The organism is Sphingopyxis granuli NBRC 100800 (assembly GCF_001591045.1).
Classification (GTDB): Bacteria; Pseudomonadota; Alphaproteobacteria; order Sphingomonadales; family Sphingomonadaceae; genus Sphingopyxis; species Sphingopyxis granuli.
The window spans coordinates 35,183-49,948 of sequence record NZ_BCUA01000008.1; the positions used below are offsets into that span (position 1 = coordinate 35,183).

The 14,766-nt window shown below is 67.5% G+C and carries 11 protein-coding genes; 6 read left to right on the forward strand and 5 right to left on the reverse strand.

Annotation, left to right across the window (positions count from 1 at the left end; translation table 11 throughout):
• The first annotated feature begins 16 nt into the window (after window positions 1-16).
• Window positions 17-2,686, forward strand: coding sequence for a TonB-dependent receptor plug domain-containing protein (locus SGR02S_RS03595; protein ID WP_067105756.1), 2,670 nt, complete (start codon window positions 17-19; stop codon window positions 2,684-2,686).
• A gap of 160 nt (window positions 2,687-2,846) precedes the next feature.
• On the opposite strand, the gene SGR02S_RS03600 is transcribed toward SGR02S_RS03595, so the two are convergent.
• A complete protein-coding gene (locus tag SGR02S_RS03600; protein WP_067105758.1) occupies window positions 2,847-3,107 on the reverse strand; it encodes a hypothetical protein in 261 nt (86 codons plus the stop codon).
• Window positions 3,108-3,200: 93 nt separating this feature from the next.
• Between SGR02S_RS03600 and SGR02S_RS03605 the strand changes: the two genes are divergently transcribed.
• Window positions 3,201-4,658 (forward strand): helicase HerA domain-containing protein, encoded by a 1,458-nt coding sequence (locus tag SGR02S_RS03605; protein WP_067105760.1) that lies wholly within the window; start codon window positions 3,201-3,203, stop codon window positions 4,656-4,658.
• Window positions 4,659-4,875: 217 nt separating this feature from the next.
• Here the strand turns inward: SGR02S_RS03605 and SGR02S_RS03610 are convergent, their stop codons facing one another.
• Window positions 4,876-5,853 carry an NADPH:quinone oxidoreductase family protein gene (locus SGR02S_RS03610; protein ID WP_067105762.1) on the reverse strand — a complete coding sequence of 326 codons (978 nt, stop codon included), beginning with the start codon at window positions 5,851-5,853 and terminating at the stop codon, window positions 4,876-4,878.
• A gap of 70 nt (window positions 5,854-5,923) precedes the next feature.
• On the opposite strand from SGR02S_RS03610, the gene SGR02S_RS03615 reads away from it, so the two are divergent.
• Together SGR02S_RS03615 and SGR02S_RS03620 are read left to right on the forward strand one after the other, a co-directional pair.
• Window positions 5,924-6,493 carry a glycoside hydrolase family 108 protein gene (locus SGR02S_RS03615; RefSeq protein WP_067105764.1) on the forward strand — a complete coding sequence of 190 codons (570 nt, stop codon included), beginning with the start codon at window positions 5,924-5,926 and terminating at the stop codon, window positions 6,491-6,493.
• 57 nt (window positions 6,494-6,550) lie between these two features.
• Window positions 6,551-6,964, forward strand: coding sequence for a holin family protein (locus tag SGR02S_RS03620; RefSeq protein WP_067105766.1), 414 nt, complete (start codon window positions 6,551-6,553; stop codon window positions 6,962-6,964).
• Window positions 6,965-7,021: 57 nt separating this feature from the next.
• Here the strand turns inward: SGR02S_RS03620 and alaS are convergent, their stop codons facing one another.
• From alaS to SGR02S_RS03635, 3 genes are all read right to left on the reverse strand, one after another.
• Window positions 7,022-9,679, reverse strand: a complete 2,658-nt coding sequence (alaS, locus tag SGR02S_RS03625) for an alanine--tRNA ligase (RefSeq protein WP_067105768.1) — start codon at window positions 9,677-9,679, stop codon at window positions 7,022-7,024.
• A 96-nt stretch (window positions 9,680-9,775) separates the two neighbouring features.
• On the reverse strand, window positions 9,776-10,375 hold the full coding sequence (locus tag SGR02S_RS03630; protein ID WP_067105770.1) for a hypothetical protein: 600 nt from the start codon (window positions 10,373-10,375) through the stop codon (window positions 9,776-9,778).
• Window positions 10,365-10,991, reverse strand: a complete 627-nt coding sequence (locus SGR02S_RS03635; RefSeq protein WP_067105772.1) for a glutathione S-transferase family protein — start codon at window positions 10,989-10,991, stop codon at window positions 10,365-10,367. Before SGR02S_RS03635 ends, SGR02S_RS03630 begins: the two co-directional genes overlap by 11 nt.
• A 386-nt stretch (window positions 10,992-11,377) precedes the next feature.
• On the opposite strand from SGR02S_RS03635, the gene SGR02S_RS03640 reads away from it, so the two are divergent.
• Window positions 11,378-13,582 carry a TonB-dependent siderophore receptor gene (locus SGR02S_RS03640; protein WP_067105773.1) on the forward strand — a complete coding sequence of 735 codons (2,205 nt, stop codon included), beginning with the start codon at window positions 11,378-11,380 and terminating at the stop codon, window positions 13,580-13,582.
• 17 nt (window positions 13,583-13,599) lie between these two features.
• Window positions 13,600-14,766: an ABC transporter substrate-binding protein gene (locus tag SGR02S_RS03645; protein WP_067105775.1), complete on the forward strand. Its 1,167-nt coding sequence runs from the start codon at window positions 13,600-13,602 to the stop codon at window positions 14,764-14,766.

A 14,766-nucleotide genomic window follows, 5' to 3' on the forward strand; every position in this document is an offset into this window, starting at 1 on the left:
AAAAAGGGGAATATCTATGCGTAACGATCGGACCGGGTTGAAAACCCTGTTGATGGGCGGCAGCGCCGCGGCGGGGCTGATGCTCGCGCTGGCCTGCGGCGGCACGGCCGCGGCGCAGGAAGCCGGCGACGAGGGCACCGCCGCCGATTCGGCGATCGTCGTCACCGGCTCGCGTATCGACCGCAAGGGCTTCGACGCACCGACCCCGACGACCGTCGTCGGCGAATCCGAACTGGCGCAGGGCGCGCGGCCCAGCATCGCGCAGGTGCTGAACGACCTGCCGCAGTTCCGCGCCACCGTGTCGCCGAACAGCACCAACGCCAATACCAATTCCAGCACTTCAGCGATGGACCTTCGCGGCCTGGGCGCCACGCGCACGCTGACCCTGCTCAACAACCGCCGCTTCAACGGCGCGTCGGACCTCAACAGCATTCCGCAGGACATGGTCAAGCGCGTCGAGATCGTCACCGGCGGCGCAAGCGCGGCCTGGGGTTCGGGCGCGATCGGCGGGGTCGTCAACATCATCCTCGACGACAATCTGTCGGGCCTGAAGCTGGGCGTCCAGAACGGCCTGTCGACGCGCGGCGACGGCTATCGCTACAGCATCAACGGCAGCTTCGGCACCGAGTTCGCGGGCGGCAGCGGCCATTTCATGATCGGCGGCGAATATCAGAACGACGAGGGCATCCTCAGCCGCAACGCGCGCAAGAATGTCGGCAGCGCCGACCTGTTCACGCCCGCCGGCAGCACCGAACAGATATTGATCCGCGACGTCAATCCGGCCAACACCGGCCTCGACGGCCTGATCACCACCGGCGCGCTCAAGGGCATGACCTTCGCGGCCGACGGCTCGCTGCGCCCCTATCAGTACGGCAGCATGATCAATGGCGACGGCACGCTGATGGTCGGCGGCGAAGGGCGCGGGATCGGCGACCAGAAGTCGCTCGCCAACCCCTATCAGCGCGTCAACGGCTATGCCCGCGCCAGCTTCGAGGTCGGCGACGCGACCTTCTGGATCGACGGGCTCTACAGCCGCATCTGGGCCAAATATCCCTTCTATGCCGAATATGGCAATTACACGCTGAAAGCCTCGAATCCCTATCTCGACGGCATCCGCAGCCAGCTCGGCGCGGGCGAGACGACGGTCCGGATCGGCCGCGTGTTCGAAGATTACGGCATGCGCACCTTCGATTACTACCGCCAGAACGTCGAGGGCGGCATCGGCGTCGACGGCAGCTTCGCCGACGGCGCGTGGCGCTATTCCGCCTATTACAACCATGGCGAACTGCGCAACATGCAGAGCTATCACAACCAGATCGTCGGCGCGAAGATGACGGAAGCGCTCGATGCGGTCCGCGTCGGCAGCGACATCGTCTGCGCGGTCGCGCTGACCGACCCGAACACCGCGTGCCGCCCGCTCAACATCCTGGGTGCCGGTCGCGCCGATCCGGCCGCGATCGACTATGTGTTCGGCGACCTTGCCAAGGTCGTCTACACGACCAAGCTCGACAGCATGGGCGCCAGCCTGCGCGGCGACCCCTTCTCGACCTGGGCCGGCCCGGTCTCGATCGCGTTCGGCGGCGAGGCGCGCTGGGAAAAGCAGGTGACGAACAGCATCGATCCCATCTCGACGGCGCGCGGGTTCAGCCGCTTCAACTTCTCGCCGCTCGACGGCGGGTTCAACGTGCAGGAAGGGTTCGGCGAAGTCGCGATACCGCTGCTCGACCAGCCGTTCAGCAAGCTCGATTTCAGCGCCGCCGCGCGCTACAGCCACTATAGCACCAGCGGCGGCATCTGGTCGTGGAAGATCGGCGCCACCGATCGCATCCTTGACAATCTGCTGCTGCGCGTCTCGCGCTCGCGCGACATCCGCTCGGGCAGCCTTGCCGAACTGTTCACGACGCGCACGACCACCTTCTCGACGGTGTCCGAGAACGGCCAGTCGTACAGCGTCACGCGCTACGGCGGCGGCAACCCGAACCTGAAGCCCGAGATCGGCAGCACGCTGACGCTCGGCGCGGTCTTTACCCCGACCTTCCTGCCGGGCTTCAACCTCGCGGTCGATTATTTCGACATCAAGCTGCGCGATGCGATCACCTCGCCGAACGCCCAGGACGTCATCACCGCCTGCGGCAACGGCAACCAGAACGCCTGCTCGCAGATCACGCGCGACGGCCAGGGCCGCCCGACCGAGATCAACTCGACCTATCTGAACCTTGCCCAATACAAGACCAGCGGCGTCGATATCGAGGCGAGCTATCAGCAGCCGGTCGGCGGCGGGACGCTTCGCCTGCGGGCGCTGGCGACCTATGTGTCGAAGGTCGTGATCGACGACGGCATCTCGGTCATCGACCGCGCCGGCGACGTCGGCGACGTCACCTTCGGCACGCCGCACTGGCGCGGAACCGGCAGCGTCACCTACGGCGACGATCATGCGACCTTTACCGCACGCGTCCGCTACGTCGGCGGCGGGCAGTACAACCATCTGCTGAACATCTCGAACAACGACACCTCCGCCCGGGTCTATGTCGACCTCAATGCGCAGGCGAATATCGACGAGCGGTTCACGCTCTTCGCCAACGTCAACAACCTGTTCGATCGCGATCCGCCGCTGAGCCCCGCCGGATCGGTCCACTACGACTCGATCGGCACCTATGTGACGGTCGGCGCCAAGCTTCGCCTCTGACCCCCGATAGCATCGAGGCGAAGGGAAAGGTGGGCATCCCATGGGGTGCCCACCTTTTTGCCGTTCCGGCGCCGGGGCGAACGGGGGGCGGAGGTCTCGTCCCGCCACTCTGCCGCTTGGCTGCGCTAAGACCGCAACCACAAGCCCACGCGATGCCGCGTCATTCGTCCTGTGCGCGGTCGATCATGTCCATGAAATCGCGTGCCGAATCGCGGTCGGCCGTGTCGGGAAAGGCGACTTCCAGATCGGGAGCTGCGCCCAGCATATAGAGCAGCGCCCACAGCGCGAAGCGGCGGCCCGCATGCGTCTCCAGCGCCAGATCAACGCGCATCCGCTCAGTCCCCGCCGCCAGCGCCGCGGGCGGAATCGCGCCCATGTCGCGGGTGCCGAAATAGCGAAAGAGCTGGTCGTCGAAATCCATGGCCGCGCCCTTGTGGCAGAGCGCGCGCGATATTCCAACGCCGCGGCCGCCGCTCGGTTGTCTTCGGGCGGGGCGCGGATTAGGGGCAGCGGGGTGAACAACAGCATCGAAATCGGAATCGACGAGCGTGGTCAGGGTGTGCGCATCGAGGTGCAGGAACTGCTCGCCACGCGTCTGCTCGTCCAGGGCAATTCGGGATCGGGCAAGTCGCACCTGCTGCGCCGCCTGCTCGAACAGAGCGCGGGCCTCGTCCAGCAGGTGGTGATCGATCCGGAGGGCGATTTCGTCACCCTCGCCGACGCATACAGCCATGTCGCGATCGACGCCGGCGACTATAACGAGCGCGAGATCGCGACGATGGGCGCGCGCATCCGCGAGCATCGCGCCTCGGTCGTCCTCAACCTCGAGGCGCTCGATATCGAGGCGCAGATGGGCTGCGCCGCCGCCTTTCTGAACGCGCTGTTCGACGCGCCGCGCGAACATTGGTTTCCCGCGCTCGTCGTCGTCGACGAGGCGCAGATGTTCGCGCCGAGCGCGTCGGGCGACGTGTCCGACGCGGTGCGCCGCGCCAGCCTGTCGGCGATGACCAACCTGATGTGCCGCGGCCGCAAGCGCGGCCTGGCCGGCGCCATCGCGACCCAGCGCCTCGCCAAGCTCGCCAAGAATGTCGCGGCGGAGGCGAGCAACTTCCTGATGGGGCGCACATTCCTCGACATCGACATGGCGCGCGCCGCCGACCTGCTCGGCATGGAGCGGCGGCAGGCGGAGGCGATCCGCGACCTCGAACGCGGGCATTTCCTGGGCCTCGGTCCCGCGATCGCGCGGCGCCCGGTCGCGATCCGCATCGGCGCGACCGAGACGCGCAGCCGCGCCGGAACGCACAGCCTGCTGCCGCTGCCCGACGCCGAGCCGCAGGACATGCGCACGATGCTGTTCGCCGAGATGGAGAGCGCGGCGCCTCCACCGGTGCCCCCGCGTCCCGTCCCTGTCGCCGCGGCCGAGGTGATCGAGCGCATCGCCCATCACGAAGCCGACGCATCCGCCGCGGACGACGTATCGGCGCCCGCGGCCGCCGACAGCATCGATGCCGGCGCGGTGGTCGAGGCGGTACTGCGCGACATGCTCGGCGATGCCGAAAGCGCCTATCAGCCCGAGACGATCCTCTATCAGGATTTCTCGGTGCGTTGCCGGATGCAGCGCCTGCGCGCCGCGCCGTTCGACCTTGCCGAGTTCCGCCGTCGCTTCGCGCTGGCGAAGGGCGGCATCCTCGACCCGGCCGATCCGCACTGGCGCGACCTGCTCGGCGCGGCGGCGCGGCTGCCCGACGACATGCTCGCGCCCTTCCTGCTGATCGCCCGTGCGGCGATGGACGGGGCGCCCTGCCCTGACGAGGAAGCGCTCGGGCGCGCTTACGGCACGCGGTCGCCGGGGCGCGTGCGGCGGCTGCTCGACTATATGGAGAAACAGGGCGTCATCGTGGTGAGGTCGAGCTTCGGCGGCCAGCGCTCGATCCACATCCCCGAACTCGGGCTGGCGACCCAAGCGGCCTGAGGATGGCTTTCGGGCGCGATCGCCCTTGAATGAATGGCCGTGTGCTCCCGCGCAGGCGGGAGCCCAGAGCGTCAAAAAGCCTGCGCCGGCGCCAACACGCTCCGGGTCCCCGCCTTCGCGGGGACACAATGATGTTTCACCCGGAGGTGCGCGCTCTCGTCGATGGCTGGACATGATTCCATCGCCACGCTCCTCGCCATGACGTGACGCCGTCCCTTCACGGCCGCAGCACGACCTTTCCGATCACCTCGCGCCGTTCGAGCATCGCGAAAGCCTCACGCCAGTCGGCAAGGTCGAGCGCGGCGTGGACGTGCGGGCTGATCGTTCCCTCGGCCGCCAGCCGGTCGACCGCGGCGATATTCTCGACCCCCCGCGCGGGAAAGCGGCGGCCATATTCGCCGGCGCGCACGCCGACGACCGAAAACCCCTTGATCAGGGGGATGTTCGCCGAAACCGCGGGAATGCGGCCCGACGCGAAACCGACCACCAGCAGGCGTCCGCCAAAGGCGATGCAGCGCGTCGATTCGTCGAACACGTCGCCGCCCACCGGGTCGAAGATCACGTCGGCGCCGACCCCGCCGGTCAGCGCCTTCACCGTGTCGCGGAACCCCGGCTCGGCGGCGATCAGCGCATCGGGGGCATAGAGGCGCGCGATTGCCGCGCGCTTGGCTTCGCTGCTCGCCGCCGCGATCACGCGCGCGCCGAGCGCCTTCGCAAGGTCGACCGTCGCCAGCCCGACACCGCCCGCCGCACCGTGCACCAGCACCCAGTCGCCGGGCTCGACGCGCGCGCAGCGCACGAGCGCGACATAGGCGGTCAGATAGGCGACCGGACAGGCGGCGGCGGCCTCCCATCCCAGCCGGTCGGGCTTCGGCCGCAGCGCGGCGGCCGGGGCGACGATATGTTCGGCCATCGCGCCAAAGCGGTTGCCGCCGACCACCGCGTCGCCCGCGCGCCAGGCCGTCACCCCCTCGCCGACGGCATCGACCTCGCCCGCGAATTCGAGCCCCGGAACGAAGGGCAGGTCGGGTTTGAGCTGATAGGCGCCGCGCGTCATCAGCAGGTCGGGGAAGTTGACCGCCGCCGCGCGCACCCGCACCCGCACCTCGCCCGGACCCGGCTGCGGCACCGGCAGGTCGGCAAGCGCGACGCCGGCATGATCGGGCAGCAGTTCGCGAACCTGCAACGCACGCATCAAAAAAGCCTTTCCTACATTATTCCTATATGGTTCGTTTTATGACTTCTACAAACCACAGGAGTTAAACATGCCGAATGCCGATCCATCGACCTGCGATGCCGACGCCCTGATCGATGCCGTCATCGACCGCGAAGGCCGATATGTAAACCACCCGGCCGACCGCGGCGGCCCGACCTGCTGGGGAATCTCCGAAGCGGTCGCGCGCGCCGAGGGCTATGCCGGGGACATGCGCGCGCTGCCGCGCACGGTAGCCGCCGCCATCTATCGCCGCCGCTATTGGCTGCAACCGCGTTTCGACCGGGTCGCGCTGCGTGCACCGCGGATCGCGGCCGAACTGTTCGACACCGGCGTCAACATGGGCACCGCGACCGCGACGGGCTTTCTCCAGCGCGCGCTCAACGCGCTCAACCGCGGCGCGCGCGACTATCCCGATATCGCGGTCGACCGGCTGATCGGCCCGCGCACCCTGTCGGCGCTCGACGGCTTTCTCGCCGCGCGCGGCAAGGGCGGCGAGACCATCCTGCTCCGCGCGATGGAGGCGCTGCAGGGCGAACGCTACATCACGCTCGCCGAACGCCGCCCGAGCCAGGAAGCCTTTCTCTACGGCTGGCTCGCCAACCGCATCGGGCAGAACTGACCCGATGCGATTCATAGTGAAGTTGCACGGATTCTCTTACGGAAAGGAACAATCGACATGAGCATTTTCGAAGGGCTGATCGGTCCCGTCGCGGGCCTGATCGACAAGATCATCCCCGATCCGGAGGCGCGCGACCGCGCCAAGCTCGAACTGCTGAAACTCGAAGGCAGCCAGGAACTGGAAACGATCCGCACCCGGATGAGCGCAATCATCGCCGAGGCGAACAGCGCCGACCCGTGGACCAGCCGCGCGCGGCCCAGCTTCCTCTACGTCATGTATGCGCTGCTGCTGTGGGCGATCCCGATGGGGCTGATCGCCGCAGCACGGCCGGAGATGGCCCAAGGCATCGCCGACGGCATGAACGCCTATCTCGCCGGCATCCCCGAATCGCTCTACGCGCTCTTCGGCACGGGCTACCTCGGCTACACCGCCGCAAGGGCATGGGGCAAAGCCAAGGGGATCGAAGGCTGATCGCTTGGGGTAGGCTGCCTCCCCTCCCGCCTGCGGGAGGGGAGATCAGGCGCATGACTACCCCGCCAGCGCCGCCTTGACCGCCGCGACCGCGGCTTCGGCCGCGGCGCCGTCGGGGCCGCCGCCCTGCGCCATGTCGGGACGGCCGCCGCCGCCCTGCCCGCCGAGCGCCGCCACCGCCGCCTTGACGAGATCGACCGCGCTGCGGCTGCCCGCCTGATCGTCGGTCACGCCGACCGCGACCGAGGCGCGTCCGTCGTTGACCGCGACGAGCATCGCGACGCCGCTGCCGACCTGCTTCTTCATGTCGTCGACCGCGCCACGCAGCCCCTTGGGGTCGAGCCCGTCGACGACCTGCGCCAGGAACTTCGTGCCGCCGACCTCTTCGATCGCCGGGCCGCCGCTGGCCGCGCCGCCGCCCCCGCTACCGCCGAGCGCGAGCGCCTTCTTCGCCTCGGCCAGTTCGCGCTCCGCCTTCCGGAGCGCCTCGACCATCGCCGCGGCGCGCACGGGCACTTCGTCGGGCGCGGTCTTGAGCGCCGCCGCCGCCGCCTTCAGCGCCTCGTCGCGCCCGATCAGCCACTGGCGCGCCGCTTCGCCGGTCAGCGCCTCGATACGCCGCACGCCGGAGGATACCGCGCTTTCGCTGACGATCTTGAACAGGGCGATGTCGCCGAGCGCACGCACGTGGGTGCCGCCGCACAGTTCGACCGAATAGCTGCGGTCGTCGGCCTTGCCCATGCTGAGCACGCGCACCTCGTCGCCATATTTTTCGCCGAACAGCGCCATCGCGCCCGCCGCGATCGCATCGTCGGGGGTCATCAGGCGCGTCGACACCGGCTCGTTGGCGCGGATATGCGCATTCACCTGCGCCTCGACGTCGGCGATCTCCTCGGCGGTCAGCGCCTTGGGGTGCGAGAAGTCGAAGCGGAAGCGGTCCTCGGCGACGAGGCTGCCCTTCTGCGTGACGTGCGCGCCCAGCCGGTTGCGGAGCGCCGCGTGCAGCAGGTGCGTCGCGCTGTGATTGGCGCGGATGCGGTCGCGGCGCGCGGCATCGACGCTCAGCCGCACCGTGTCGCCGACCTTGAGGCTGCCCGCCTCGAGCGTCGCCTGATGCGCGTGCAGCCGGCCGAGCGGCTTGCTCGTGTCGCGCACCGTCGCCTTCGCGCCGCCCAGCGTGTCGATCGTTCCGGCGTCGCCCATCTGGCCGCCGCTTTCGCCATAGAAGGGAGTCTGGTTGGTGAGCACGACGACGGTGTCGCCGGCCTTCGCCTCTTCGACCGGAACGCCGTCGCGAACGAGCGCGATCACCTCGCCCTCGCCCTCGGTCGAGGTGTAGCCGGTGAATTCGGTGCCGCCGTTCGCTTCGGCGAGGTCGAACCAGATCTCGTCCGACGCCTTTTCGCCGCTGCCCTTCCACGCCGCGCGCGCCGCCGCCTTCTGCTGCGCCATCGCGGCGTCGAAACCCGCGCGGTCGACCGCGATGCCCTCTGCACGCAGCGCGTCCTCGGTCAGGTCGTAGGGAAAGCCGTAGGTGTCATAGAGCTTGAAGGCGACGTCGCCGGGCAGCGTCGCGCCCTTGGCCATTCCCACCGTCGCCTCGTCAAGCAGCCGCAGCCCCTTGTCGAGCGTCTGGCGGAACTTGATCTCCTCGCGCTCGAGCGTTTCGGAGATCAGCGCCTGCGCACGGATCAGTTCGGGATAGGCGGCGCCCATCTCGGTGGTCAGCGCCGGCAGCAGCCGGTGCATCAGCGGGTCCCGCGCGCCGAGCAGGTGCGCGTGACGCATCGCGCGGCGCATGATCCGCCGCAGCACATAGCCGCGCCCTTCGTTCGACGGCAGCACGCCGTCGGCGATCAGGAAGCTCGACGCGCGCAGGTGATCGGCGATCACGCGGTGGCTGGCCTGCGTCGCGCCCTCGGCAGGAACGCCGGTCAGGTCGACCGACGCGGCGATCAGCGCCCGGAAAGTGTCGATGTCGTAATTGTCGTGGACGCCCTGCAGCACCGCCGCAAGACGTTCCAGTCCCATGCCGGTGTCGATGCTGGGCCGCGGCAGGTCGACGCGCTCGCCGCCCGGCAGCTGTTCATATTGCATGAACACCAGGTTCCAGATTTCGATGAAACGGTCGCCGTCCTCTTCGGCCGATCCCGGCGGGCCGCCCCAGATATGGTCGCCATGATCATAGAAGATTTCGCTGCACGGCCCGCACGGACCGGTGTCGCCCATCGACCAGAAATTGTCGCTGGTCGGGATGCGGATGATCCGTTCCTCGGGCAGCCCCGAAATCTTGCGCCACAGGTCGAACGCCTCGTCGTCGGTGTGGTAGACGGTGGCGGTCAGCTTGTCGGCGGGCAGGCCCCACGTCTTGTGGACAAGCGTCCAGGCATGGTGGATCGCCTGTTCCTTGAAATAGTCGCCGAACGAGAAATTCCCCAGCATCTCGAAGAAAGTGTGATGGCGCGCGGTGTAGCCGACATTGTCGAGGTCGTTGTGCTTGCCGCCCGCGCGGACGCACTTCTGCGACGAAGCCGCGGTGCTGTAGGGCTTCTTCTCCAGCCCCGTGAAGACATTCTTGAACGGCACCATCCCCGCGTTGACGAACATCAGCGTCGGGTCGTTGAACGGCACCAGCGGCGCCGACGGTTCGATATGGTGCCCTTCGCCCGCGAAATAGTCGAGGAATGAGCGGCGGATGTCGTTGGTCGATGTCATGCGCGCGAATTAGGGATTTTGGCGCGGTGCGACAAGGTGATTAGTGGTCCGCACGATTATCGCCCTTCCATCCGTTCGGCGGCAGGCGCCTCCGCATCAGAAAGCCGTCGCGATCCCCTTGCCCAGATAGCAGGGAAGCTGGTGCAGCACGTCGGCCTTGGGCACGCCCTCCTCGATCAGTTCGGGCGGCACTTCCGAGGTATCGGTGCGCACGATGGCGAAGCCGGCGCCCGGCGCGGCGCGATGGACGACGACATAGCCGCAATCCATCGTTCCATCCGCCCGGTCGCCCCGGAAATCGAACGCGGCATAGACGCCGGGCGGCTGACCCGCGGGGTCGAGATACCAGCTCAGCCGCAGGATACGCAGCCTCCCGTCGGCCCACAATGTGCCGCGCTTGCGCAGGTTCATCTCCCATTCGAGCCGCGGGCTCGACGCCTGCAGCGACAGGCGCAGCATCGCATAGGCGGCATCGTAATCGCGCTTCGCCAGCGCCGCGACATAGGCGGCGAAGCGGTCGATCGCCCCTTCCTCGTCGGCCGCGGCGGGCGCGAAGGCGACGCCTTCGGGCGCGACGACATCGCGCTCTACCTCCGGGCCGAGCTGCGGCGGCGCCGCCATCGCGGGGCCGGCCGCGAACAGCGCCGCGCCGATCGCCAATGCGATGCGCCGGACGGGAGATGTATCAATAGCCATAATAGGCGCCGCCCTTGTCGCGCGCGCGGCGCCACGCCGGACGGTCGTGACAGGCGTTCACGAACGCGGCCAGCTTCGGATAGCGCGGCGCCATGCCCTGCATGATCGCGATCTCGGCGGGAAAGCTCAGCATGATATCGGCCGCCGACAGGCTGTCGCCGATGAAATGGCCGTTCGTGCCGAGACGGCTTTCCATATAGGCGAAATGCGCATCGAGCTGCTGCACGATCCGCGGTTCGAGGACCGCCGCCGCCTCGCCGAGCCGCGCGGTGTAGATGCGCAGCAGGATCGGCGTCATCGCCGATCCCTCGGCGAAATGCAGCCATTCGAGATGGCTGACATGATCGTCGGTGCCGTGCGCGGGAACCAGATGCCCGCCGCCGTGCCGCTCGCACAGATATTCGACGATCGCCCCCGACTCGGTGATCACGCGGCCGTCGTCCTCGATCACCGGCGACTTGCCGAGCGGATGGACCGCCAGCAGTTCGGGCGGCGCGAGGTTGGTCGCCGGGTCGCGGTCATAGAAGCGGATGTCATATGGCGCGCCGATTTCCTCGAGCAGCCAGAGGATACGCTGCGAACGGCTGTTGTTGAGATGGTGGACGATCAGGCTCATCGATTCTCCTTTCGCGGCACGGTGCGCGCGGCATCGCCGGGGCTTGGCGGCGGCCCACTACCTCAACGCCTTGCGGCAAGCGCGCAAGGCTTTGAGCCTATTAGAACGCAATCGGGCTCGGATGGAAGCAATGTCGGTGCGATGGGAAAACTTGCGCGGGATAGAGATCGGCAAAGTGGCGAGAGATCGAAGGTTACGTTCATCGGTTTCGAAGCCGGGCACGCACGAACGAACCTTTCGGCCGCTCGCGGCCCGTTTTTGCCCCCCAGCCCGCAAGTGGCACGCTCATCCGTCATGATTTGACACAAAGGGGTGTTGCTAATGCGACTAATTCCTATTAGCGGACAGTAAGCCGCCGATGGGAGCGGCATTCACAGGAGCCCATTATGCGTGCCCGCCTTACCGGCCTGACCATTGCCGCGCTCGTCCCCTCTGCGCTCGCCGCCCAGACGAATGCCGGCGACGCCAGCGACGCCATGTCGAACGAGATCGTCGTGATCGCCACCGGCCAGAGCACCGCGTCGGCCAGCACCAAGACCGACACGCCGCTGATCGAAAATCCGCAGACGATCACCGTCGTCAACCGCGCCGAGATGGATATTCGCGCGGTCGATACGGTGTCCGACGCGCTTTCCTATGTCGCGGGGGTGCAGGCGCAGCCGCAGGGCAACGACAACCGGGTCGACGAGATCACGGTCCGCGGTTTCGGCGCCGGCGGCTTCGGCAGCAACAACAATTTCGTCGACGGCCTGCGCCTTCCCGCAGGGGGACAATGGACACGCCCCGCCTTCGACCCGTTCGGGTTGCAACAGGTCGATGTGCTGAAGGGTCCGTCGAGCGTCCTGTACGGCCAGACCGCGCCCGGCGGGATCGTCAACCTCGTCACCAAGAAGCCGACGTTCCGCGCGCATGGCGAGGTGCTGTTCCAGGGTCAGGCCTTCGGAGACCTCGACCGTGCGCGCCTGCTGGCGGGCGCCGATGTCGGCGCGCCGTTGTCGGACAATGTCGCGGTGCGGTTCGTCGGTCTCGCCTCGCATGGCGAAACGCGCGCGAAGGACATGCCGAACTCGCGCTATTACATCGCGCCGAGCGTGACCTTCCGCCTCGGCGCCGACACGACATGGACGCTGCTCGGCCAGTATCAGCGCGACGAGGGCGCTTCGACCTTCCAGTTCCTGCCGATGCGCGGCACGCTCAACGCGTCGAACGGCAAGTATATCCCGCTCGACGCCAATCTCGGCGAGCCCGGCTGGAACGATTTCGACCGCGACCAGTATCTGGTCGCCTCCTTCTTCGAGCATCGCTTCGGCGACGGCTTCGCGATCCGCAACAACACGCGCTATACGAAGATCGACAGCTTCTATCGCGCGGTGGTGATGGGCGGCGACACGCTGACCGCCTGTCCCGCCAACATTCCCGGCTGCATTCCCGGCCAGACGATTCAGCGGCGCGCGGTGCAAGGGCGCGGCGAGTCCGAAGGCTGGGCGACCGACACGCAGATCGAGGCGCGCTTCGCGACCGGCGCGATCGAGCATGTCGTGCTGGGCGGCGTCGATTATTTCCACACCGACTGGTCGCACGATCGCGATGGCGTCGCGCCGGCGCTGGTGCTGCCGCTCCTCGACATTTTCGATCCCGTTCCGCGCGGTTCCTCGGGCTATGCCGCCGCGCTGAGCCCGCAGATTTATGGCGGCGCCGTGTCGAAACAGACCGGCCTCTATCTGCAGGACCAGCTTTCGGTCGGCAATCTGCGCCTATCGATCGGCGCACGCAACGACTGGGCGACCGACAATCTGTCGAACAGCCTGAACAACACGGGTTTTCGCCTGAAGGCGGAGGCCTTCACCTGGAATATCGGCGGCGTCTACCTCTTCGATTTCGGTCTCGCCCCCTACGCCAGCTATTCGGAATCCTTCCTGCCGCTGCAGAACGATCCGGTGACAAATGCCACCGGCCGCCCCTTCGTGCCGACGACCGGTCAGCAATATGAGTTCGGCCTGCGCTATCAGCCGCCAGGGCAGAACATCTATCTGACGCTTTCGGCTTTCCAGATCACGCAGCAGAACCTGCTGACGGCCGATCCGGCGGGCACCCGCTGCGGCCCGACCCTGACGCCCTGTCAGGTCCAGCTCGGCGAAGGGCGCTATCGCGGGCTCGAATTCGAAGGCCGCGCGACGCCGACCGACGCGCTCACGCTGATCGCCACGGCGACGCGGATCAAGGCGAAGGTGACCGAAGGCGCGGCGGCGCAGATCGGCAATGCGCTGCCGCAAATTCCCGACTGGCAGGCATCGCTCTTCGCGGATTATCGGATCAAGGCGGGACCGCTCGACGGCTTCGGTTTCGGCGGCGGCGTGCGCTACACCGGGGACAGCTGGGGGCTCGTCAGCAACGACCCGCTCTTCGCGATCCCTTCCTACACGCTCTTCGACGCGTTCCTCCGCTACGACGTACCCGATTCGGGCCTGTCGCTCGCGGTCAACGTCCGCAACCTCGCCGACAAGCGCTATGTCGCGACCTGCACCGCGACGCAGGCCTGCTATTACGGCCAAGGCCGCACCGCGACCGCGCGCCTGCAATATCGCTGGTGACGATGGAGATTCATCGGATGCAAATCGAACGATCGATCCCGTCGCGACGCGCGGCGCTGACGCTGCTCGGCGCCCTGCCGCTGGTGCTTGCCGGCTGCGGCAAGGCCGACGACAAGCGCAAGGCGGGTGCGGATGCCCCGCTCACCGACCTGCGCGACCGCCCGCTCGACCTGACGCTGCCCGCGACGCCGCTGACGATCGACGACGGCCGCTACCTGATCGCGCTGTCGCTGATCCATCCCGATCCGGTCAGCCTGCTGTCGGGGTGGTCGGGCGACGTCAATCGGATCAGCCCCGAACAATATAAGGCCTATGTCGCGCGCTTTCCGAAGCTCGCCACGCTGCCCAGGACGCCCAACTCGTCCGACGAGTTCAGCGTCGAGGCGGTGCTCGCCGCGGCGCCGAAAGCGGCGGTCGTCTCGCTGGGTTCCGGCCCGACCGACGCGCAGGTCGCGCAACTGACCGGCGCCGGCGTCGATGTCGTCTTCATCGACTTCTTCTCGCACCCCTTCGAAAACCAGGCGCGCAGCCTGACCCTGCTCGGGCGCCTGATCGGTCGCGAGGATCAGGCGGCGGCCTACAACAAATTCCGTCAGGACAAGCTCGACGTCATCAGCAAGCGCGTCGCCGCCATCCCCGCCGACAAGCGCCCGACGGTGTTTCTGGAGGCGCATGCGGGCAACGGCCCCGATTGCTGCAATTCGCCCGGCAAGGGCAACGTCGGCGACTATATCAGCTTCGTCGGCGGCAGGAATATCGGCGAGGATGTGATCAAGGCGCCGTTCGGCAAGCTCAACCTCGAATATGTCATCGACCGCAATCCGGACGTCTACATCGCCACCGGCGGCCCGCATCTCGAAAAGGCCGGCGGCTTCGTCGTCGGCCCGCAATATGACGAAGCGCGGTCGCGCGCGTCGCTGCGGAAAGTGACCGAACGCCGCGGGATCGCCAGCCTGTCGGCGGTGCGCGTCGGACGCGTCCACGGCCTGTCGCACCAGATGATCAATTCGCCCATCGACATCGTCGCGACCGAGGCGCTTGCCAAGTGGATCCATCCCGACCTGTTCGGCGATCTCGATCCGCAGGCGACGCTCGATGCGATCAATCGGCGGTTTCTCGCGGTCCCCTACACCGGAAGCTACTGGACCGATCTCCAGCCCTCCCCCGCTTCAACAGGAGAATGA